General features: G+C 76.1%; 18 protein-coding genes. 8 read left to right on the top strand and 10 right to left on the bottom strand.

Annotation, left to right across the window (positions count from 1 at the left end; translation table 11 throughout):
* Positions 1-23 precede the first annotated feature (23 nt).
* Positions 24-1,430: a class II 3-deoxy-7-phosphoheptulonate synthase gene (locus F8279_RS10920; protein ID WP_091420887.1), complete on the top strand. Its 1,407-nt coding sequence runs from the start codon at positions 24-26 to the stop codon at positions 1,428-1,430.
* Positions 1,431-1,556: 126 nt separating this feature from the next.
* Entirely contained in the window at positions 1,557-2,576 is a 1,020-nt protein-coding gene (locus F8279_RS10915; protein WP_151499877.1) for a low specificity L-threonine aldolase, read from the top strand.
* 130 nt (positions 2,577-2,706) lie between these two features.
* Here F8279_RS10915 and F8279_RS10910 read toward each other — a convergent pair whose 3' ends face one another.
* Together F8279_RS10910 and F8279_RS10905 are read right to left on the bottom strand one after the other, a co-directional pair.
* Complete coding sequence (locus F8279_RS10910; protein WP_192580676.1) at positions 2,707-3,576, bottom strand: deoxyribonuclease IV; 870 nt, start codon at positions 3,574-3,576, stop codon at positions 2,707-2,709.
* On the bottom strand, positions 3,573-5,558 hold the full coding sequence (locus F8279_RS10905) for a Stk1 family PASTA domain-containing Ser/Thr kinase (RefSeq protein WP_151499853.1): 1,986 nt from the start codon (positions 5,556-5,558) through the stop codon (positions 3,573-3,575). Before F8279_RS10905 ends, F8279_RS10910 begins: the two co-directional genes overlap by 4 nt.
* Before the next feature lie 142 nt (positions 5,559-5,700).
* On the opposite strand from F8279_RS10905, the gene F8279_RS10900 reads away from it, so the two are divergent.
* The gene (locus F8279_RS10900) at positions 5,701-6,081 is read left to right on the top strand and encodes an Rv2175c family DNA-binding protein (RefSeq protein WP_091420880.1); all 381 of its coding nucleotides are present in this window, start codon (positions 5,701-5,703) and stop codon (positions 6,079-6,081) included.
* Between the two features lie 115 nt (positions 6,082-6,196).
* Here the strand turns inward: F8279_RS10900 and F8279_RS10895 are convergent, their stop codons facing one another.
* Together F8279_RS10895 and F8279_RS10890 are read right to left on the bottom strand one after the other, a co-directional pair.
* Entirely contained in the window at positions 6,197-7,279 is a 1,083-nt protein-coding gene (locus F8279_RS10895; RefSeq protein WP_151499852.1) for a polyprenyl synthetase family protein, read from the bottom strand.
* Positions 7,280-7,342: 63 nt separating this feature from the next.
* Entirely contained in the window at positions 7,343-8,797 is a 1,455-nt protein-coding gene (locus F8279_RS10890; RefSeq protein ID WP_151499851.1) for a helix-turn-helix transcriptional regulator, read from the bottom strand.
* A 227-nt stretch (positions 8,798-9,024) separates the two neighbouring features.
* Here F8279_RS10890 and metF point away from each other — a divergent pair, with 227 nt between their 5' ends.
* Both metF and F8279_RS10880 read left to right on the top strand, forming a co-directional pair.
* Positions 9,025-9,942 (top strand): methylenetetrahydrofolate reductase [NAD(P)H], encoded by a 918-nt coding sequence (gene metF / locus F8279_RS10885; protein ID WP_091420872.1) that lies wholly within the window; start codon positions 9,025-9,027, stop codon positions 9,940-9,942.
* Between the two features lie 44 nt (positions 9,943-9,986).
* The gene (locus F8279_RS10880) at positions 9,987-10,676 is read left to right on the top strand and encodes a CDP-alcohol phosphatidyltransferase family protein (protein WP_013287633.1); all 690 of its coding nucleotides are present in this window, start codon (positions 9,987-9,989) and stop codon (positions 10,674-10,676) included.
* A 40-nt stretch (positions 10,677-10,716) separates the two neighbouring features.
* Here F8279_RS10880 and F8279_RS10875 read toward each other — a convergent pair whose 3' ends face one another.
* The 6 genes from F8279_RS10875 to F8279_RS10850 are packed head-to-tail and all read right to left on the bottom strand — an operon-like array spanning position 10,717 to position 15,911.
* Positions 10,717-12,204: an NAD(P)/FAD-dependent oxidoreductase gene (locus tag F8279_RS10875; RefSeq protein WP_151499850.1), complete on the bottom strand. Its 1,488-nt coding sequence runs from the start codon at positions 12,202-12,204 to the stop codon at positions 10,717-10,719.
* A gap of 12 nt (positions 12,205-12,216) precedes the next feature.
* Positions 12,217-13,344: a glycosyltransferase family 2 protein gene (locus F8279_RS10870; RefSeq protein WP_151499849.1), complete on the bottom strand. Its 1,128-nt coding sequence runs from the start codon at positions 13,342-13,344 to the stop codon at positions 12,217-12,219.
* Positions 13,341-14,147 carry a carotenoid biosynthesis protein gene (locus F8279_RS10865; protein WP_151499848.1) on the bottom strand — a complete coding sequence of 269 codons (807 nt, stop codon included), beginning with the start codon at positions 14,145-14,147 and terminating at the stop codon, positions 13,341-13,343. Before F8279_RS10865 ends, F8279_RS10870 begins: the two co-directional genes overlap by 4 nt.
* The gene (locus tag F8279_RS10860; RefSeq protein WP_151499847.1) at positions 14,144-14,698 is read right to left on the bottom strand and encodes a GNAT family N-acetyltransferase; all 555 of its coding nucleotides are present in this window, start codon (positions 14,696-14,698) and stop codon (positions 14,144-14,146) included. Before F8279_RS10860 ends, F8279_RS10865 begins: the two co-directional genes overlap by 4 nt.
* Complete coding sequence (locus F8279_RS10855; RefSeq protein WP_120568806.1) at positions 14,695-15,426, bottom strand: monooxygenase; 732 nt, start codon at positions 15,424-15,426, stop codon at positions 14,695-14,697. Before F8279_RS10855 ends, F8279_RS10860 begins: the two co-directional genes overlap by 4 nt.
* Positions 15,423-15,911: a YbaK/EbsC family protein gene (locus tag F8279_RS10850; protein ID WP_091420853.1), complete on the bottom strand. Its 489-nt coding sequence runs from the start codon at positions 15,909-15,911 to the stop codon at positions 15,423-15,425. The genes F8279_RS10855 and F8279_RS10850 overlap by 4 nt, the downstream gene beginning before the upstream one ends.
* 546 nt (positions 15,912-16,457) lie before the next feature.
* Between F8279_RS10850 and F8279_RS10845 the strand changes: the two genes are divergently transcribed.
* The 3 genes from F8279_RS10845 to F8279_RS10835 all read left to right on the top strand — a co-directional run.
* Positions 16,458-16,961, top strand: a complete 504-nt coding sequence (locus F8279_RS10845; protein ID WP_151499846.1) for an SAV_6107 family HEPN domain-containing protein — start codon at positions 16,458-16,460, stop codon at positions 16,959-16,961.
* A 140-nt stretch (positions 16,962-17,101) separates the two neighbouring features.
* Positions 17,102-17,863, top strand: coding sequence for a hypothetical protein (locus tag F8279_RS10840; protein WP_091420848.1), 762 nt, complete (start codon positions 17,102-17,104; stop codon positions 17,861-17,863).
* Positions 17,860-19,082, top strand: a 1,223-nt coding sequence (locus tag F8279_RS10835) for a DNA polymerase Y family protein (protein WP_151499845.1), incomplete at its 3' end; no start/stop codon positions are given. The genes F8279_RS10840 and F8279_RS10835, both read left to right, overlap by 4 nt.

Genomic DNA, 19,082 nt, shown 5'->3' with positions numbered 1-19,082 from the left:
ACGGTCGCCGTACGCTTTCCTTCATGCGCCATGAGTGGCATCAGCTGAGTCATCCCGCCGTGGGTAGCCCTGGTCTGCAGACCAGCCGCCCGACCGCCGACTCCGCCGAGGACGCGGCCCTCGGCCTCGACCGCTGGCGGGAGCTGCCGCGCGCGCAGACCCCGCCCTGGGACGACCCGGCCCAGGTCGCCGAGGTCTGCCGGGTGCTGGACACGGTGCCCTCCGTGGTCGCGCCCTACGAGGTCGACCAGTTGCGGCAGCGGCTCGCGCTGGTCTGCGAGGGCAAGGCGTTCCTCCTCCAGGGCGGTGACTGCGCGGAGACCTTCGCCGACAACACCGAGAGCCACCTGCTCGCCAACGCCCGCACGCTGCTCCAGATGGCCATCGTGCTCACCTACGGCGCGTCGCTGCCGGTGGTCAAGGTCGCCCGGGTCGCCGGCCAGTACACCAAGCCCCGGTCCCTGCCGACCGACGCCCGCGGCCTGCCCGCCTACCGCGGTGACATGATCAATGCCCTGGAGGCCACGCCGGAGGCGCGGGTCGCCGACCCGCAGCGCATGATCCGGGCGTACGCCAACTCGGCCGCCGCGATGAACATGCTCCGCGCGTACCTGGCCGGCGGGCTGGCCGACCTGCACGCCGTGCACGACTGGAACAAGGACTTCGTCCGGCGGTCCCCGGCCGGCGAGCGCTACGACGCGATCGCCCGCGAGATCGACCGGGCGCTGGCCTTCATCCGGGCCTGCGGGATGACCGACGACGAGGCGCTGCGCACCGTCACGCTGCACTGCTCGCACGAGGCGCTGGCGCTGGAGTACGACCGGGCGCTGACCCGGATCTCCAACGGCAAGGCGTACGGCCTGTCCGGGCACTTCCTCTGGATCGGTGAGCGGACCCGGCAGATCGACGGCGCGCACATCGACTTCATCTCCCGCATCGCCAACCCGATCGGCGTCAAGCTCGGCCCGACGACCACCCCGGACGAGGCGATCGAGCTCTGCGAGAAGCTCAACCCGGACAACATCCCCGGCCGGCTCACGCTGATCAGCCGGATGGGCAACCACCGGGTCCGGGACGCGCTGCCGCCGATCGTCGCGAAGGTCACCGCCGCCGGCGCGAAGGTGGTCTGGCAGTGCGACCCGATGCACGGCAACACGCACGAGTCCTCCAACGGCTACAAGACCCGGCACTTCGACCGGATCGTCGACGAGGTGCTCGGCTACTTCGAGGTGCACCGGGGCCTGGACACCCACCCGGGCGGCCTGCACGTCGAGCTGACCGGCGAGGACGTCACCGAGTGCCTGGGCGGCGCCCAGGGCATCGAGGACCTCGACCTGCCCGACCGGTACGAGACCGCCTGCGACCCGCGGCTCAACACCCAGCAGTCGCTGGAGTTGGCGTTCCTGGTGGCGGAGATGCTCCGTGGCTGACGCGAGGAGTGAGCTTGCGAGCCCCGCAGTCGGCAGCCGAAGGAGGCACAGTGGCTGACGCGAGGAGTGAGCTTGCGAGCCCCGCAGTCGGCAGCCGAAGGAGGCACAGTGGCTGACGCGAGGAATCTGATCGATCTGCGGACGGACACCGTGACCCGGCCGACGCCGGGGATGCGGGAGGCGATGGCCGCAGCCGAGGTGGGCGACGACGTCTACGGCGAGGACCCCACGGTCACCGCGCTGGAGGCGGAGGTCGCCGCGCTGTTCGGGCACGAGGCGGCGCTGTTCGCCCCGAGCGGCTCGATGGCCAACCAGATCGCGCTCCAGTTGCACGTGCCGCCCGGCGACGAGCTGCTCTGCGACGCCGACGCGCACGTGGTCACGTACGAGGTCGGCGCCGCCGCCGCGTACGGCGGAATCTCCTCGCGGACCTGGCCGGCGGTGGGCGCGGAGCTGGACCCCGACGTGGTCGCCGGGATGATCCGGCCGGACGGCTACTTCGCGGTGCCCACGCGGGCGATCGCCGTGGAGCAGACCCACAACCGGGGCGGCGGCGGGGTGATCCCGCTGCCGACGCTGCGCCGGATGCGGGAGGTCGCCGACGAGCACGGGGTGGCCCTGCACTGCGACGGCGCGCGGATCTGGCACGCGCACGTCGCCGACGGGGTGCCGCTGGCCGGGTACGGCGTGCTGTTCGACACGCTCTCGGTCTGCCTCTCCAAGGGCCTCGGCGCGCCGGTCGGCTCGCTGATCGTGGGCAGCGCGGAGAAGATCGCCCGGGCGCGGTTCCTGCGCAAGCGGATGGGCGGCGGCATGCGGCAGGTCGGCATTCTCGCCGCCGCGGGCCGGTACGCGCTGGCGCACCACGTCGCGCGGCTGGCCGACGACCACGTCAAGGCGGCCCGGCTGGCCGAGGCGGTCGCCCCGCACGGGGTGCTCGCGTCGGTGGTGCGGACCAACATCGTGCCGCTGGACCTGACCAAGCACCCGCTGGACGCGCACGCGCTGGCGGCGGCCGCGCGGGCGGAGGGGCTGCTGATCTCGGTGCTCGGCCCGCGTACCGCCCGGCTGGTCACCCACCTGGACGTCACCGACGCGCAGATCGACCGCGCCGCCGCCATCCTGAACACCGCCCTGCGCGCCTGACCCACCCCGCCCGCACCCCGCCCGAGTCGACGGTGATCAAGGAGTTCGTGTCCGAATCCGCGCCGGAGCGGGACACGAACTCCTTGATCACCGGAGTGACGCGGGGGAGGGACAGGGCGGGAGCGGACCCTCAGGGGTGGAGGCGCTTCAGGGTGGCTATGTCGGCGGCGTGGCCGATGTGCTTCTCCGTGGGGGTCTCCACCAGCACGGGCACCCCAGCGGTCGCCGGGTGGCGCATCAGCTCGGCGAACGCGGGCTCGCCGATGCTGCCCTTGCCGATGTTCTCGTGCCGGTCCCGCGTGGAGCCGCACAGGTCCTTCGAGTCGTTCGCGTGCACCAGCCGAAGCCGGTCCGCACCCACGGTGGCGACCAGCGTGTCGAGCGTGGCGGTCATGCCGCCCTCGGCGGCCAGGTCGTGACCAGCCGCCCAGGCGTGACAGGTGTCGAAGCAGACCCCGAGCATCGGGTGCCGGTCGACGGCGTCCAGGTAGGGGCCGAGGTGCTCGACCCGGGACGCCAGTGACCGGCCGCCTCCGGCGCTCGGCTCCACCAGCAGCATCGGCCCGCCGGTGGCCGCGATCTCGTCGAGCAGCGGCAGCAGCGCCTCCCGGACCTGCCGCAGGGCCGCCTCGTCGTGGCCGGCGTCGACCGAACTGCCGGCGTGGAACACCACGCCCTCGGCGCCGATCGCCCGGCCCCGCCGCAGCGCGTGGGCCAGCGTCTCCGCCGACCGGGTCACCGTCGCCGGCGTGGGGGAGCCGAGGTTGACCAGCAGCGACGCGTGGATGAACACGGGCAGCCCGCGCTCGCCGCACCCGTCGCGGAACAACGCGTCCTGCGCCGGGTCACCGGCCGGCAGCGCCCAGCCGCGCGAGTTCGAGACGTAGACCTGCACCACCTCGGACTCGGCCGCGTCCGCGTACGGCAGGGCCGCCCGGGCCAGGCCGCCGGAGGTGGGGGTGTGCGACCCCACCCGCCGGCGCCCGTCACATGCGTTCACAGGCACGTCACCGTGACCGTCGTACCCGGCGGCACAGGCGTGTTCTCGGCCGGGTTCTGCAGCCGGGCGATGCCGTTCGGGTTGAGCTGGATGTTGACCGGGAAGCCCTGGCTCTCCAGCGTCTGCTTGGCCTGCTGGCAGGGCATGTCGATCACCCGGGGGACGGCCACCTGCGGCGGGCCCTTGCTGATCTCCAGCTTGACCTGGGCGCCCTTCTCCACGCCGGTGCCGTCGGCCGGGCTCTGGCCGAGGATCTCGTCCTTCGGCTTGTCGGAGTCCTTGACGTTCTCCACCGGCTTCAGCCCGAGCTGCGCGAGGATGGTGCGCGCCTCGGTGAGGCTCTTGCCGACCAGGTTGGGCACTGAAACCGGGGCGCGACCCTTGCTGAGGATCACCGTCACCTTCGCCCCGGGCTTGACCACGGTGCCCACCTTCGGGTCGGTGGCCAGCACCACACCCGCGGGCAGCGTGTCGTCGTACCGGGAAGAGCCCTTGGCCACGACCAGGTTGGCGCCCTCCAGCTCGGCCTGGGCCAGCGCGTAGTCCTTGCCCACCACGTCCGGCACCGGCAGCCGTTCCGGACCGAGCGACAGGGTCAGCGTGATCGTGCCGCCCTTGACGATCCGCGCGGCCGAGCCGGGAGACTGCCCGAGCACGGTGTCCTTGGGGACCTGCTCGTCGTGGCGCGGGGTGGCGTACTTCAGGGCGAAGCCGCCACGCTGGGCCTGCGCCTCCGCGTCGGCCTTGGTCAGGCTCACCATCTGCGGCGCGACCGTGTAGCGGCCCACGCCGAACCACCAGCCACCCACCGCGGCGACCAGGCCGAGGACCACGACCGCCGCGGCGACGGCCAGCCGTCCGCGGGGCGAGCCCATGATCCGCGTACGCAGGGCGGCGAACCCGGTACCCGGGCCGTCCTCCTCGACGGCGCGGCGCCGGTGCGGGCGCGGCGCGGCGCCGCTCTCGGGCAGCCGGGCCCACGACGGGCGCTCGACCGGCTGGAGCGCGGCCACCACCTGGGTCGGCTGGCTCAGGACCGCGGTGTCGTCGCTGAGTTGCCGCAGCACTGTGGTGTGCGCGTGCGGGTTGCCCAGTTCCTCGCGGGCCGCCTGCACCTCGCCCAGCATTGCCGCGGCGTCGGCCGGGCGGCCGGCCGGATCGCGCCGGGTGGCCCGGGCGACGAGCGCGTCGAGAGCCGGCGGCAGCGTCGGCACCAGCGTCGACGGCGCCGGTACGTCCCGGTCGACGTGCTGCCACGCGACCTCCACCGGACGGTCGCCGTCGTAGGGCACCCGGCCGGTGAGCATCTCGAACAGCACGATGCCGGCGGAGTAGACGTCGGTGCGCGGGTCGGCGTGGCCCTGGGTGACCAGCTCCGGCGCCACGTACGCCACTGTCGCCATGAGCTGGTTGCCGTTCTCGTCCTCGGCGCTGGCCTCGACGGCCCGGGCCAGCCCGAAGTCGGCCACCTTGACCACGCTGTCGACCAGGTTGCGGCTGCCGCCGGTGGGCACCTCGGCGACGAGCACGTTCTCCGGCTTGACGTCGCGGTGCACCAGGCCGGCCCGGTGCGCGGCGGCGAGCGCGGCGAGCACCTGCTCGGTGATCGCGAGCGCCTCGTCCGGGTTCAGCCGGCGGCGCTCGGCGAGCACGTCGCGCAGCGTGCGACCGCGGACGTACTCCATCACCAGGTACGGCAGGCCGGCGTGGATGCCCTGGTCGTAGACGGCCACCACGTTCGGGTGGGTGAGCCGGGCGATCGTCTTGGCCTCGTCGGTGAAGCGTTCGACGAAGCCGGCCATCCGGGCCTTGGCCTGCGGCGCCTGGGTCGGGTGAATGATCTTGACCGCCACGGTGCGCTCCAGGCGCTCGTCGGTGGCGGTGTACACGGTCGCCATGCCGCCTCGGGCGACGCGCCCGCGAATGCGGTAGCGCCCCTCGATCAGCGAGCCCAGCAACGTGTCGGCGACCTGTGTGTCCATCGGCAGGCAGTCTATGTGTCGGAAGGATGAAGGTAGAACAGGATGCTACCGCCGGGTTGCGACACGGGGGGACCGCCGCGCTCCGGGCGGCGGTACGGGGTGCCGTGCACCGGCTCCGGCGGGCACGTGGCAGGGTGGTCGGGTGACCGATTCCGTACCCGCCGAGACCGGCCCCGACCTGGCCGGACCGGCCGACCCGGCCGGCTGGCTGACGCTGCCCGACGTGGCCGAGCACCTGGACCTGTCGATCAGCAAGGTGCACCAGATGATCCGTGACCGTGAGCTGATCGCGGTGCGCCGCGACGGCGTCCGCCGGATCCCGGCCGACCTGGTGGCCAACCACACCGTGCTCAAGCACCTGCCCGGCGTGCTCAACCTGCTCGCCGACGCCGGGTACGACGACGAGGAGGCGCTGCGCTGGCTCTACCGGGAGGACCCCAGTCTTCCCGGTACCCCCGCCGTGGCCCTCGGCGGCGACCTGGCCCGAGAGGTCAAACGCCGAGCCCAGGCCGTCGCCTTCTAGCGCCCTAACCCCGCCCACCCCATCCCTGAGCCCGCTGATCATGAAGTTGGCGGCACGATCGGAGATCGACTACGCCGCCAACTTCATGATCGACGCCCCCAAGGGTGACGGGCGGTCAGGCGGGGCGGCGAGTGGCGGCTATGGCCAGGTCGACCAGGGCCTGGCGGGCCTCGGTGTCCAGGTCGACAGCGGTGAGCGCGGCCAGGGCGCTCTCGGTGAGCGCGGCGATGTGCCGCTCGGCCCGATCCAGGGCGCCGCTGGTGGTGATCAGATCGCGCAGCCGGTCCACGCCGGCCGCGTCCAGGTCCGGTACGCCGAGCCCGGCCAGCAGCGCCTCCCGGCCGGCCGGGTCGAGCGTCTCCAGCGCCGCCGCCACCAGGTACGTCCGCTTGCCCTCGCGCAGGTCGTCGCCGGCCGGCTTGCCGGTGCGCTCCGGGTCGCCGAACACCCCCAGCACGTCGTCGCGGAGCTGGAACGCCTCACCCAGCGGCAGCCCGTACGCCGAGTACGCGGCGTGCACCTCGGGCGGTGCGCCGGCCAGCGCTGCGCCGAGCAGCAGCGGGCGCTCGACCGTGTACTTCGCCGACTTGTACCGGGCCACCTTCGCGGCCCGGTCCAGGGAGGTGTCCCCGGTGGCCTGGGTCAGCACGTCCAGGTACTGCCCGACGGTCACCTCGGTGCGCATCTCGTCGAAGACCGGCCGGGCCCGGGCCACGGTGGCCGGCGGCAGGCCGGAGGAGTGCAGCAGCTCGTCGGACCAGACCAGGCACAGGTCGCCCAGCAGGATCGCCGCGGCGTCGCCGAAGGAGTCCGCGTCGCCGCCCCAGCCGGCCGCGCGGTGCCGGGCGGCGAACCGCCTGTGCATCGCCGGCTCGCCGCGCCGGGTGTCCGACCGGTCCATCAGGTCGTCGTGGATCAGCGCGCTGGCCTGCACGAACTCCAGCGCCGCCAGGGTGGCGACGACCTGGTCGGAGTCGACCCCGCCGGCGCCCCGGTAACCCCAGTAGCCGAACGCCGGGCGCAGCCGCTTGCCGCCACCCAGCACGAACGCCTCGATCGCCTCGGCGACGGGCAGCAGGCCGTCGTCGACGGCGGTCAGCCAGCCGCGCTGGCCGGCGAGGAACTCGGTGAGCGCCTTGTCGATCCGCTGGCGCAGGCCGGCGCGGTCGACGGGGGAAACGGGAGCAGCGTGGGTCACGCCACGACGCTAGCGGTTCGCGCCCGGTCTCGTCGTGCCCGGCGTCCCGGCGTGCCTCGTGGCTCACCGGGACGGACGGTCGCGCAGGTGGCGCGGCACACCGGACGGCAGGTACGGGCGGGCCGCGGTGAGCGCTCGCGCGTACCCGCGGGTGGCCGGACCGGGCGGAGCGTGCGCCAGGCCGCGGCGGAACGCGGTGAGCTGGCCGACGGCCCGGGGGGAACCGGACCGGACCGCGTCGAGCAGCGCCTCGCCGGCCACCGCGCACGCCTCGGGCACCGCGCCGAGGCCCAGGTGCCCGCGGGCCAGCCAGCCGCCGTACACGGCCGACCGGCGCGGGCGGCCCCGCGCGCCGGCCACAGGTGTCAGCAGCGGCACGGCGGCGGCCGGACGGCCCAGCGCGACGAGCGTGCGCCCGGTCATCGCCGCCAGTTCGTCCGCGTCGAGCCAGTAGAGCCAGGGCGGCTCCCGGCCGGGCTCCGGTGTGCCGGCCCGGTCCGCCCCGGCCAGCGCCTGCCCGGCGGCGCGGGGACGCCCGGCGAGCGCGGCGGCGAGCGCCACCCGGTGCAGCAGCAGCGCCCGCAGGCCGGGCGGGGCGCCGGCCCGGCCGGCGGCGTACCCGATCCGGGCCAGGACCAGCGCGCCGGCCGGGTCGCCGGCGTCGGCCAGCAGGTGACTGGCCGACGCGAGCACATGCCCGGCCAGCGGCGGCTGCCCGGCGGCCACCGCCGCCCGCAGGGCCAGCCGGTACGCGACCAGGCCCCCGCCGAGGTCGCCCGCGTCGGCGGCCAGCCAGCCGGCGAGCTGCGCCGACTCGGCGAGCGTGGGCAGCATCGCGCGCCGGCCGGCGGGTCCGGCGCGCCGGTAGCCGCGGACGACCCGCCGCAGCCGGCGGGCGCCGTGCCCGGCGAGGTCGCCGCCGCCGAGCAGGTCGTCCCAGCGCCGCAGCGTGTCGAGCGCCACCCCGTCCGCCGGGTGACCACGACCGGTCCCGCCGCCCGCGGGTTCGTCGTCCGGACCGCGCGGGACGTGGACGCCGAGCGACCCGGGCTCGTCCGCGGCGGGCGTGCGCGGATCGTGGCGGCCGGGCCGGTGCTCGTCGTCCCGTCCGCCACGGCCGGGCAGCGGCGGCGGGGCGGCGGCGAACGGGCCGGCCAGCGTGCGGCCGCCCGGGTCGGCGGCCCAGCGGTACGCGAGCGTGAGCAGGGCCAGCCGGGCGCGGGATCCGGCCGGGCCGACCGTCGAGGGCGCCACGCCCAGCCGGCGGCTGCGGGCGGCGGCCTCGGCGAGCAACTGGCCCGGCACCCCCAGGACCGCCGCCAGCCAGGCGGCCCAGAAGTCGCCGGGAAGCCGCAGCTGGCGTTCCCAGCGGGACACCTCGTTCCGCGTCAGCGTGGGCACGCCGGAGGCGGCGCAGAGCTCGGCGGCCATCCGCTGCTGGCTCCAGCCACGGGCGGCCCGCAACTCGGCCAGCAGCGGCCCGAGCAGGCGCGGGCCCGGCGGCGGGGACGGGATCATCGGAACCTCCGGGGCGACGGCGCGGATGGCGACGCGGACGCCCGGCCAGGTGGTGGCGCCGGCGCGTCGCCGTCGTGGCGACCCCCGCGCGGGCCCCCGGGACGGCCGTCGGCCGCCCCACCGCGCTGCCGTCTTTCTACCCCCGGGGTACGACGTCGCGCCCGGGCAGGTGTTCGCGGGCTGGGAAGATTCCCGGTGCGGCGTGCCGTCCCGGTTACAGTCGGTCCGTGGCGCTCGGTCTTCCCTCGGTCCTTCCCAATCCCCAGCCGGCCATCGGGGAGCTGATCCGTGACGGCCGTCCCACGTTCTCCTTCGAGTTCTTCCCGCCGAAGACCCAGGCCGGGGAGAAGCTGCTCTGGCAGGCCATCCGCGAGCTGGAGTCGCTGCGTCCCTCGTTCGTGTCGATCACCTACGGCGCGGGCGGCTCGACCCGCGACACCACCGTGGCGGTGACCGAGCGGATCGCCACCGAGACGACGCTGCTGCCGATGGCGCACCTGACCGCGGTGAACCACTCGGTGGCCGAGCTGCGGCACGTGATCGGCCGGCTGGCCTCGGTCGGGGTGCGCAACGTGCTGGCCGTGCGGGGTGACCCGCCGGGCGACCCGGGCGGCGAGTGGATCGCCCACCCCGAGGGCGTCCGGTACGCCGAGGACCTGGTCCGGCTGGTCCGCGACAGCGGCGACTTCAGCGTCGGCGTGGCCGCGTTCCCGTACAAGCACCCGCGCTCGCCGGACGTGGACAGCGACACCGCGCACTTCGTCCGCAAGTGCCGGGCCGGCGCCGAGTTCGCGATCACCCAGATGTTCTTCGACGCCGACGAGTACCTGCGCCTGCGCGATCGGGTGGCCGCGGCGGGCTGCGACACGCCGATCCTGGCCGGGGTGATGCCGGTGACCCAGATCGGCACGATCGAACGGTCGGTGCAGCTGTCCGGCGCGCCGTTCCCGCCGGCGCTGGCGCAGCGGTTCGAGCGGGTGGCCGACGACCCGGAGGCGGTCCGCCGCCTCGGCGTCGAGCAGGCGAGCGAGATGTGCGAGAAGCTGCTCGACGAGGGCGTGCCGGGGATCCACTTCATCACGCTCAACCGGTCCACGGCGACCCGGGAGGTGTGGCAGCGGCTGCGCGCCGCCGCACGGGTGTGACCACCCGCCACACGACACCCGCGCCGTGCTTCTACGGTTGACCCGTGGTGGGCACACAGCTGAACTGGGACCAGTACGCGACCGCGTGGGCGCGGCTGCACGGCGGCTTCGATCCGCGTACCGCCGCGCCGGTGGTGCGCGCATGGCTGCGCTTCGCCTACCACGTGGGCTACGTGCTGGGCCGGCTGCGCGTCGGCCCGACCCCGGTGACCGTGTTCGGGGTGCTGCTCTGCTTCTGCGTACCCCTGTTCGTGGAGCGGCCCGGCAACGGGCCGTTCCTGGGCGCGTTGTTCGTGCTGCTGGCGGCCGTGGCCGACAGCGTCGACGGCGCGGTGGCGGTGGCCACCGGGCGCACCACCCGCCTGGGCTACGTGTACGACTCGGTGGCCGACCGGCTCGGCGAGGTGGCCTGGCTGGTCGCGTTCTGGCTGCTCGGCGCGCCGGGCGCGCTCGTCGCGGCGGCCGGTGGCCTGTCCTGGCTGCACGAGTACGTGCGGGCGCGCGCGGTGTCGGCCGGGATGCGGGAGATCGGCGCGGTGACGGTGGGGGAGCGGCCGACCCGGGTCTGCGTGGCCCTGGTCGGGCTGCTGGTCGCCGGGCTCACCGGGCTGATCGACGCCGACCTGACCGCCGGCACCATCACCATGGCCACCACGGTCTGGGTGCTGCTCGCCGGGTTCGGCCTCGGCCAGCTGCTCTCCGCCGTCCGCCGCGCCCTGGTCGACGCCGGCTGACGACGCCACGCGTGCCGGGCGGGGGTCCCCGCCCGGCACCTCACCAGGCCGGGCCGACCGCCTCGGCGACGATCTCCGCGGACAGCGTCACCATGGGCAGGCCGCCGCCCGGGTGGCTGGAGCCGCCGACCAGCCAGAGCCCGGCGACGGGCCCCCGGTTGGCCGGGCGCAGCAGCCCGCCCGCCGTGCCGTAGATCGCCCCGCCCGGCGCGCCGGTGGCCGCGTCCAGGTCGGCCGGGGTACGGATCTCCCGGAACACCAGCCGGTCCCGCACGTCGGCCCCGCGCTCGGCCAGCACGTCGAGGATCCGGTCCGCGTACGCCTCGGCCAGGCCGGGCCGCCGCCAGTTCACGGCGCTCGCGGCGGTGCCGTGCCGGGGCGCGTTGACCAGCACGAACCACGCCTCGTGGCCGTCCGGCCGGACCGCCGGGTCGTCGGCGGCGGTGACGAACACCGTCGGGTCGGGCGCCGGGCGGGCCCGCACCCCGCGACCCGGGTCACCGAACACGGCGTCGAACTCGGCGTCGTAGTCGCGGGGGAAGAAGACGTTGTGGTGGGCCAGCCCGGAGTCGCCGCGTACGCCCAGCAGCAGCACGAACCCGGCCAGGCTGCGGTCGGCGAGCGCGGCCAGCCGGCGCGGATCGGGCAGCAGGTCCCGGTAGACGGTGAGCGCGTCCACGTTCGCCACCACCACGTCGGCGGGGATCGGCGCGGCGGCCCCGGCCACGCGTACCCCGTGCACCCGCCCGCCCGCGGCGTCGATCCGGGTGACGGTGGCGTCGGTGCGCACCACCACGCCCAGGTCCAGGCAGCGCGACAGCAGCGCGTCGGCGAGCGTGCCCAGCCCACCGCGCAGGTACCAGCCGCCGTACGCCAGCTCGGCGTAGGGGACGGCGACGAGCGCGGCCGGGGCGCGGCGCGGGTCCGCGCCGGTGTACGTGGCGTACCGGTCCAGCAGCATCCGCAGCCGCGGGTCGGACAGGTGGCGGCGGCCCAGCCCGCGCAGACTGCGGCCGGGGCCGATGGCGGCCAGGTCGCCCAGCCGCCAGGCCAGCGCCGCCAGGTCACGGGGCGAGTCGACGGTACGGCGCAGGATGTCCCGGTGCGAGGCCGCCCACACCCGGTCGGCACGGCGCCACAGCCCCCGCCAGTCGGCGGCGGACCGGTCGCCGAACGCGGCGCCGATCCGGGCGGCGAACTCGTCCGGGTCGGCGCAGGAGTCGAGCGTGGGACCGCCGCCGGGGAAGACGTGCCGCACGATCGGGTCCAGCGGGACCAGGTCGAGGTATTCGTCGAGCTTCGCCCCGGTCGCCTCGAACAGGTCGTGGAAGACCTGCGGCAGCGTGAACAGGCTCGGCCCGGTGTCGAAGTGCCACACCCCCTCCGGGGTGTGATGGGCGTACCGGCCGAGCTTGCCCCCGACCGTGCCGGCCCGTTCGAGGACGGTGACCTCGTGCCCGGTGACCGCGAGCCGGGCGGCGGCGGCGAGCCCGCCCACCCCGGCGCCGATGACCACGATGCGCGCCATGGCGTGCCCCTCCTACGTGACCGGGCGACCCCGCCAGGTGAGCCGGCGTCGCTTCCGCAGATGGTACGACCGGACGGTCAGCCAACCGAGGACCACGACCGACACGGGGTGGCCCAGCGCGTCGGGCCACGCCCGCCCGCCGGTGGCGCGGGCACTGACCACCCGCCCGGCGACCCCGGCCAGGTGGGCCAGGAACGCCACAGCGGCCACCGCCGGCGCGCCCGCGAGCAGCGCCCCGGCGGCCAGCAGCGGCGGCGCGACGTAGAGCGCGAACAGCAGCGCCAGCACGGCCGCCGCGGCGGTGGGGTGCCCGAACGTCGCCCACAGCGACTTGGTGTAGCCGTCGCGCAGCTGCGGCCAGGTGTCGTACATCCGGCAGGACGCCAGCCGGGATCCGTCGGCCAGCGCGATCCGCCCGCCGGCCCGCTTCACCGCCCGGGCCAGCTCGATGTCCTCCAGCACCTTGTCGGCCACCGCCGCGTGCCCGCCGGCCCGCAGGTAGCCGGCCCGGTCCACGACCAGGAACTGCCCGCCCGCCGCGGCCAGCGAGGGCCGCCGCGAGCGTTCCATCGCGCGCAGCGGCAGGAACGTCAGCCACAACCACTGCAACAGCGGCTGCACCAGCCGGTCGGCCGCCGTCCGCACCACGATCCGGGGGTACGGCGACAGCAGCGCCGCGTCCGCCGCGCGCAACTCGGTCACCGCCGCCGCCACCGCGTACGGGGTGAGCACCACGTCGGCGTCGACGAAGGCCAGCACGGCCGGTTCCGGGCCGGTACGGGTGGCGAGCTGCCAGCAGGCGTGCGGCTTGCCCAGCCAGCCGGGCGGCGGGGCGACGCCGGTGAGCAGCGTGACCCGTGGATCGTCACCGCACACCGCGCGGACCACGTCGGCGGTGCCGTCGGTCGAGCCGTCGTCGAGCACCACGATCCGCAGGTCCGGCACGCCGCGCTGGGCCAGCAGCGCGCGCAGGCAGGGGGTGACCCGCTCGGCCTCGTCGCGCAACGGCAGCAGCACCGCCACCGGCTCGGTCACCTCGGCCGGGCCGTCAGTGGGGCGGCGCAGCCAGGCGTACGCGTTGACGAGCGTGTGCCCGGTGAGCGCGGCGACCGCCACGGCCGCCGCGAGGGCGGCGATCATGCCGGGGCGTCGACGCGCGGCGCCGGCTCCGGCGCGCCGGCCCGGTCCTGGCGGGCCCGCCACAGCGTCACCGCCAGCGGCACCGCCGCCACCGCCATCCCGGCCGCGCCCCACAGCGCCGACGCGGGCAGCCGCAGGAACACCGCGTGCGCCAGCACGCTGGAGGCGTACGTCCAGAGGTAGAGCGCGAACATCGGGGCGTCCCGGCCGTCGACCCGGTCCACCGACGGCCCGGCGAGCGGGCGCAGCGCGACGGCGAGCAGCACCGCGAAGCCCAGCCAGCCCAGGTAGTTGCTGACCGGGATGCCGGGTAGCCCGGGCAGCGCCGGGGTGGCGTCGAGCCAGGTCCAGTAGCCCTCGGCCACCATCTGCGGGTCGAGGAACAGGTCCCAGGCGGCCAGCCCGACCGCGGAGAGCGCGATCCGGGCGAGGCGGGAGCGGACCAGCCGGACCGCGGTGAGCCACGCCGGCCAGGCCATCCAGGTCCAGGCGAGCGGAATGATCAACGGCACCCCGGCCAGCTTCGGGCCCAGTTCGCCGGAGTAGTCGTAGGTGCCGAACGGGAACCCGGTGGCCACGCCGATCGCCTCCACCGCGAACCCGCCGCCGGTGACGACCGCGACCAGCGCGACGGCGGTACGGGCGCCGCGGGTGAGCAGCGCGTGGCCGACCGAGAGCAGCCAGCCGAGGACCACAGTGGCCACCGTCAGGCCGGCCCGGGTCGCGCCGCCGGTGAGCGGGTAGCAGATCTGGGCGAGCACCAGCACGGCCAGCAGCGCCCAGGGCAGCCGCGCGGCTCTCATGACCCGTCCGGCGGGGGCAGCGGCAGGTCCCGGCCGAGCACGCCGAACGGCCGTTCGTCGCCGGGGAAGTGGAAGTGGCGCAGGACGTCGACGAAGCCGAACCGGCGGTACAGCCGCCAGGCCCGGGACTTCTCCTCGTCGGCCTCCGGGGTGGACAGCAGCGTGGTGTCGCCCTCGGCGACGGCGAGCAGCGCGCGCAACTGGCGTGCGCCCAGGCCGTGCCCCTGCGCGGGCGGGCGGACGTGCAGCTCGACCACCTCGAACGGGTGGGTCAGCCAGCGCTGCCGGTCCTGCGCGTTCAGCGCCCGGTGCACCTGGTCGTGCCACCACTGCCCGGTGGCGCCCCGGTAGCCGTACCCGAAACCGGCCAGGTGTCCCTCGCTGGTCAGGCTGGCGACGGCGCGGAAGCCGGGCCGGCGGACGTGGGTGGCGATGTAGCCGCGGCGGGCCTCCAGCAGGTCGGGCCGGTAGCCCATCGCCTCGCCGTAGACGGCGACCACGTCGTCCAGCCGCCGGACCAGGTCGTCCGGTGTCCACCGCACCAGCCTCATGCGTACCCTCTCGATGTTTCCGGGTCGCCGTCGGCGGCGGCCCAGCCGAGCACCGTACGGTCGCCGACCACGTCGCCCACCGCGAACCGCGCGAACAGTTCCTCCGCGTACCAGCCCTCGGTGGGGGTACGGGTGATCGCGGCGCGGTGCTCCGGGGAACGGTACGCGAACGCGACCAGGTCCGCCGGGTCGCGCCACACGCTCACCGTGCCCTGCCAGCCCAGCGGCGCCTCACCGACGCCGAAGCGGGCGAGCAGGCCGGGCGCGGTGTGCAGTTCGGCGGCGACCGGCGGGATCGCGCGCCAGAACGTGGCCGCCCGGCGGGCCCGCAGCCGGGCCCGGGTCAGCGCCAGCACCGGCCCGGTGACCCGTCCGCCCGACGGCGCGCCGAACGGCTCCCGGCCGGACCACCGGCCGCGGCTGGTCAGCGGGCGCAGGTCCACCCGTACCGCGGCGTGGGCGATCCGGGCCCAGGAGCGGGCGACCGGGGAGGCGTCGAAGCCGTCCGCGTCGGCGGGGGAGTCCCAGACCACGAGCGCGGCCCACCGGGTCAGGTCGGCGTCGCCGGGGCCGAAGCCGGTGCCGGTCCCGGTGCCGAGCAGCTTGGCGAAGCGCACGCCGGGCAGCCGGCGCAGCCGTGCCGGGTGGGTGGCCATCCGGGCCGGCACACCGGGTACGGCCCGGCGGGGCACACGCCACACGTGCAGCGTGACGAGTCCGGGGTTCACGCCACCTCGGCCGGGGTGCCGGCGGTGATCCGCAGCAGTTCCGCGTACGTGGTGGGGAACACCGCCCGGGGCACGCCGCCGGCCGCCCACACCTCGTCGTACCCGGCCAGTGCGGTGTCGACGACGGTACGCAGCGGCGCGGGGTGGCCGACCGGGGCGACGCCGCCGATCACCTGCCCGGTGTGCCGCTTGACGAACTCCGGGCTGGCCCGGCGCAGGTGGGTCACGCCCAGCGTGGCGGCCAGCCCGGCGGTGTCCACCCGGTGCGCGCCGGAGGTGAGCACCAGCAGCGGCGCGTCGTCCGCGTCGAAGATCAGCGAGTTGGCGATGGCGCCGACGGCGACGCCGAGCGCCTCGGCCGCCGCGGCCGCGGTGTGCACCGCCTCGGGCAGCAGCCGGACGAGGCTGGCCTCGCCCGATCCGCTCCGCGCGCCCGCGTCGTCGAGCGCGCGCTGCACCGCCTGCACGTTCGGGTGTGGCTGCATGTACCCATTCTTCCCCCACCCCGGTACGGCCCCGCCGGGGGCCGTCGCCCTCCCGTGCGTCCCCGGCGCGTCACACGTTGCGTTTTCGTCGGTGGGGAGGTGTACTGTCAGGGTAGTTAGAACGAGTGTTCGATTCCGGCTCGAAGTTCGATCGGCCCGAAGTTCGGCTCAGTCCGAACGGCAAGCGGCTCAGCTCCCCGGCTGGCCCGGCCTGATCCGAGCCGGTCGCGCACCCGTCGAACGCTCCGGAAGCGGTGTTTCGCGGCACCGGCTTCCGGGAGGTGCGGCACCGCGGGCCGCACCGGGTCTCGGACAGTCGCGAGTCCGGGCCCGTCAGGCAGGTCGTCGCCCGCCGCCCACGACCCCCGGGCGGCGGGCGACGGACCCGCCGGCACGCCGGCCGGGTGTGGGTGTGGGGAAGCGTCCACATCCGGCCGGCCGCCACCTGAAAGGGTGCGTCTTCCTCCGCACCGACCGCTCCGGGCGACCGGGCGACGTTCCCCGTCGCGCGACCGCCCGCCCCGGCCACACGCGGAGGAGAGACCCATGCCGACCAGTCCGGCCCAGGCGCCCACGGTGCCCGCGCACGTGCTGCCGCACCGCACCCCCGCCCAGTTGCTCGCGGTGGCCCGCGACGGGCTGGCCGAGGCCGCCCGCACCCGTCCCGACGGCCTCCGGTACGCCGCCGCCCACCTCGCGGCGCTGCGCGCCGCCGCCGCCGTGCTCGCCGCCCGGGCCCGTCCCGCACCCACCCGCCGGCACCGGATCACCAGCGTCTGGGTGCTGCTCGCCACCGTCGCCCCCGATCTGGACGAGTGGGCCGCCTACTTCGCCGCCGGCGCGAGCAAGCGGGCCGCCGCCGAGGCCGGCATCCCCCGCGTGGTCACCGCCCGGGAGGCCGACGACCTGCTGCGCGCCGCCGAGGAGTTCGTGACGGTGGTGGAGACCGCGCTCGGCCTGGCACACCAGCCGGCGCTCGACGGCCTGCCCCGCCCGCTGCGGCTCGGCGCCTCCGACTCCCCGCCCCGGCCCGGAGCAGCCGCCGCCTGATTCGTGGCGCCCGGCCACCACCGGCGGGACCCCGGGTGGCCGGGCGCCGCACCCACGGCACACGCGTGCCGCGCACGACACGATCCACAGCACCATCCACGGGTGAGGCCCGTGGCGAAACACGACGGGGGGTTGGTCCGATGGCGGGCCGCATGGTGGTCGGTTCCGCCGCCCTGGCCGATCTGGTCCGGCCGGCGAGCGCGCCCGACCCGGCCGGCGGCCACCGGGTGCTTCCCGTCCGGGCCGAGCTGACCGGGCTGCTGCCCAACCGCGGCCTGCGGCGCGGCAGCACCGTCGCGGTCGGCGCCGGCCAGCCCCGCCGCAGCGGCGCCACCTCGCTGATCCTCGCGCTGCTCGCCGAGGCGTCCCGGGCCGGCTCGTGGTGCGCCGTGGTCGGCGTACCCACCTTCGGGGCCGGCGCGGCGGCCGAGGCGGGCATCGCCCTGGACCGGCTGGCCCTGGTGCCCGACCCCGGGCCGGAGTGGCCCACAGTGGTCGCCGCGCTCATCGACGGGGTCGACGTGGTGGTCACCGCCGTGCCGGCCACCGTCTCCGCGTCGGTCGCCACCCGGCTGGCCGCCCGCGCCCGGCAGCGCGGAAGCGTGCTCGTCCCGTACGGCAGGTGGGACGGCGCGGACGTCACGCTCCAGGTGGTCCGGGGCGTCTGGCAGGGGCTCGGCCCCGGTCGCGGGCGGCTGCGCCGCCGCGAGGTGACCGTCTCGGCCCGGGGCCGGGGTGCCGCCGCCCGTCCCAAGGAGATCAAGGTGTGGCTGCCCGGCGACGAGCTGACCCGGGTGATCCCCCGCCCGGCCGGGCTCGGCGCCCCGTCCGCCGCGCCGTCGCGCCGGTTGCGTGTGGTCGCCCCACCCGCCCGTACGCTCGCCGCGGCCGGTCCGGCGTGAGCGGCGTACCGCAGCGGACGCTGCTGCTCTGGTGCCCGGACTGGCCGGTCCTCGCCGCCGAGATCGTCGACGGGGTGCCCGCCACCGACCCGGTCGTGGTGCTGCACGCCAACCGGGTGATCGCCTGCTCCGAGCGGGCCCGCGCCGAGGGGATCCGGCGCGGTCTGCGCCGCCGCGAGGCGCAGGGGCGCTGCCCGCACCTCACAGTGGTCGACCACGACCCCGGCCGGGACGTGCGCGCGTTCGAGCCGGTGGTGGCCGCCGTGGAGGAGGTGGTCGCCGGCGTCGAGGTGATCCGGCCCGGCGCCTGCGCCACGCCGGCCCGGGGGCCGAGCCGCTACCTCGGCGGCGAGGAGGCGGCGGCCGAGCGGATCGTGGAGCACGTCGCGCAGAGCTGCGCGGTGGAGAGCCAGGTCGGCATCGCCGACGGGGTGTTCGCGGCCGGGCTGGCCGCCCGGGAGGGCCGGATCGTGGCCCCCGGCGGCACCCGCGAGTTCCTGGCCGCCCGGCCGGTCGAGGCGCTCGGCCGGCCCGCCCTGGCCGACCTGCTGCGCCGGCTCGGCGTCCGCACCCTCGGCGAGTTCGCGGCGCTGCCGGCCGGGGACGTGCTGGCCCGGTTCGGTTTCGACGGGGCGCTGGCGCACCGGCTCGCCGGCGGCCGGGACGACCGCCCGCTGGCGGTCCGGCAGCCGCCCGCCGACCTCACCGTCACCGCCGACCACGACGAGCCGATCGACCGGGTCGACGCCGCCGCGTTCGCCGCCCGGACGCTCGCCGAGCGGCTGCACGAGCGGCTGGCCGGGTACGGGCTGGCCTGCACCCGCCTCGGCATCGAGGCGGTCACCGCGCACGGCCAGGAGCTGCACCGGGTCTGGCGGCACGACGGCCTGCTCACCGCGGCGGCCATCGCCGACCGGGTTCGCTGGCAGCTCGACGGCTGGCTCTCCGGCAGCAACGGCCGGGGCGGGACGCGTCCGGCCCGGCCCACCGCCGGGATCGTCCGGCTGCGACTGGTGCCCGACGGAGTGCTCGCCCAGGCGGGCCTGCAACCCGGGCTGTGGGGGGAGACCGGCGAGGAGCGGGAGCGGGCACACCGCGCGCTGAGCCGGGTACAGGGCATCCTCGGCCCCGAGGCGGTGGTCACCGCGGTGCTCGGTGGCGGGCGTTCCCCGGCCGACCAGGTGCGCCTGGTGCCGTGGGGGGACGAGCGGGTGCCCGC

Origin of the sequence: Micromonospora sp. AMSO1212t (assembly GCF_008868145.1) — a bacterium.
Lineage (GTDB): Bacteria > Actinomycetota > Actinomycetes > Mycobacteriales > Micromonosporaceae > Micromonospora > Micromonospora tulbaghiae.
This window is presented reverse-complemented; position numbering and strand designations above follow the sequence as displayed.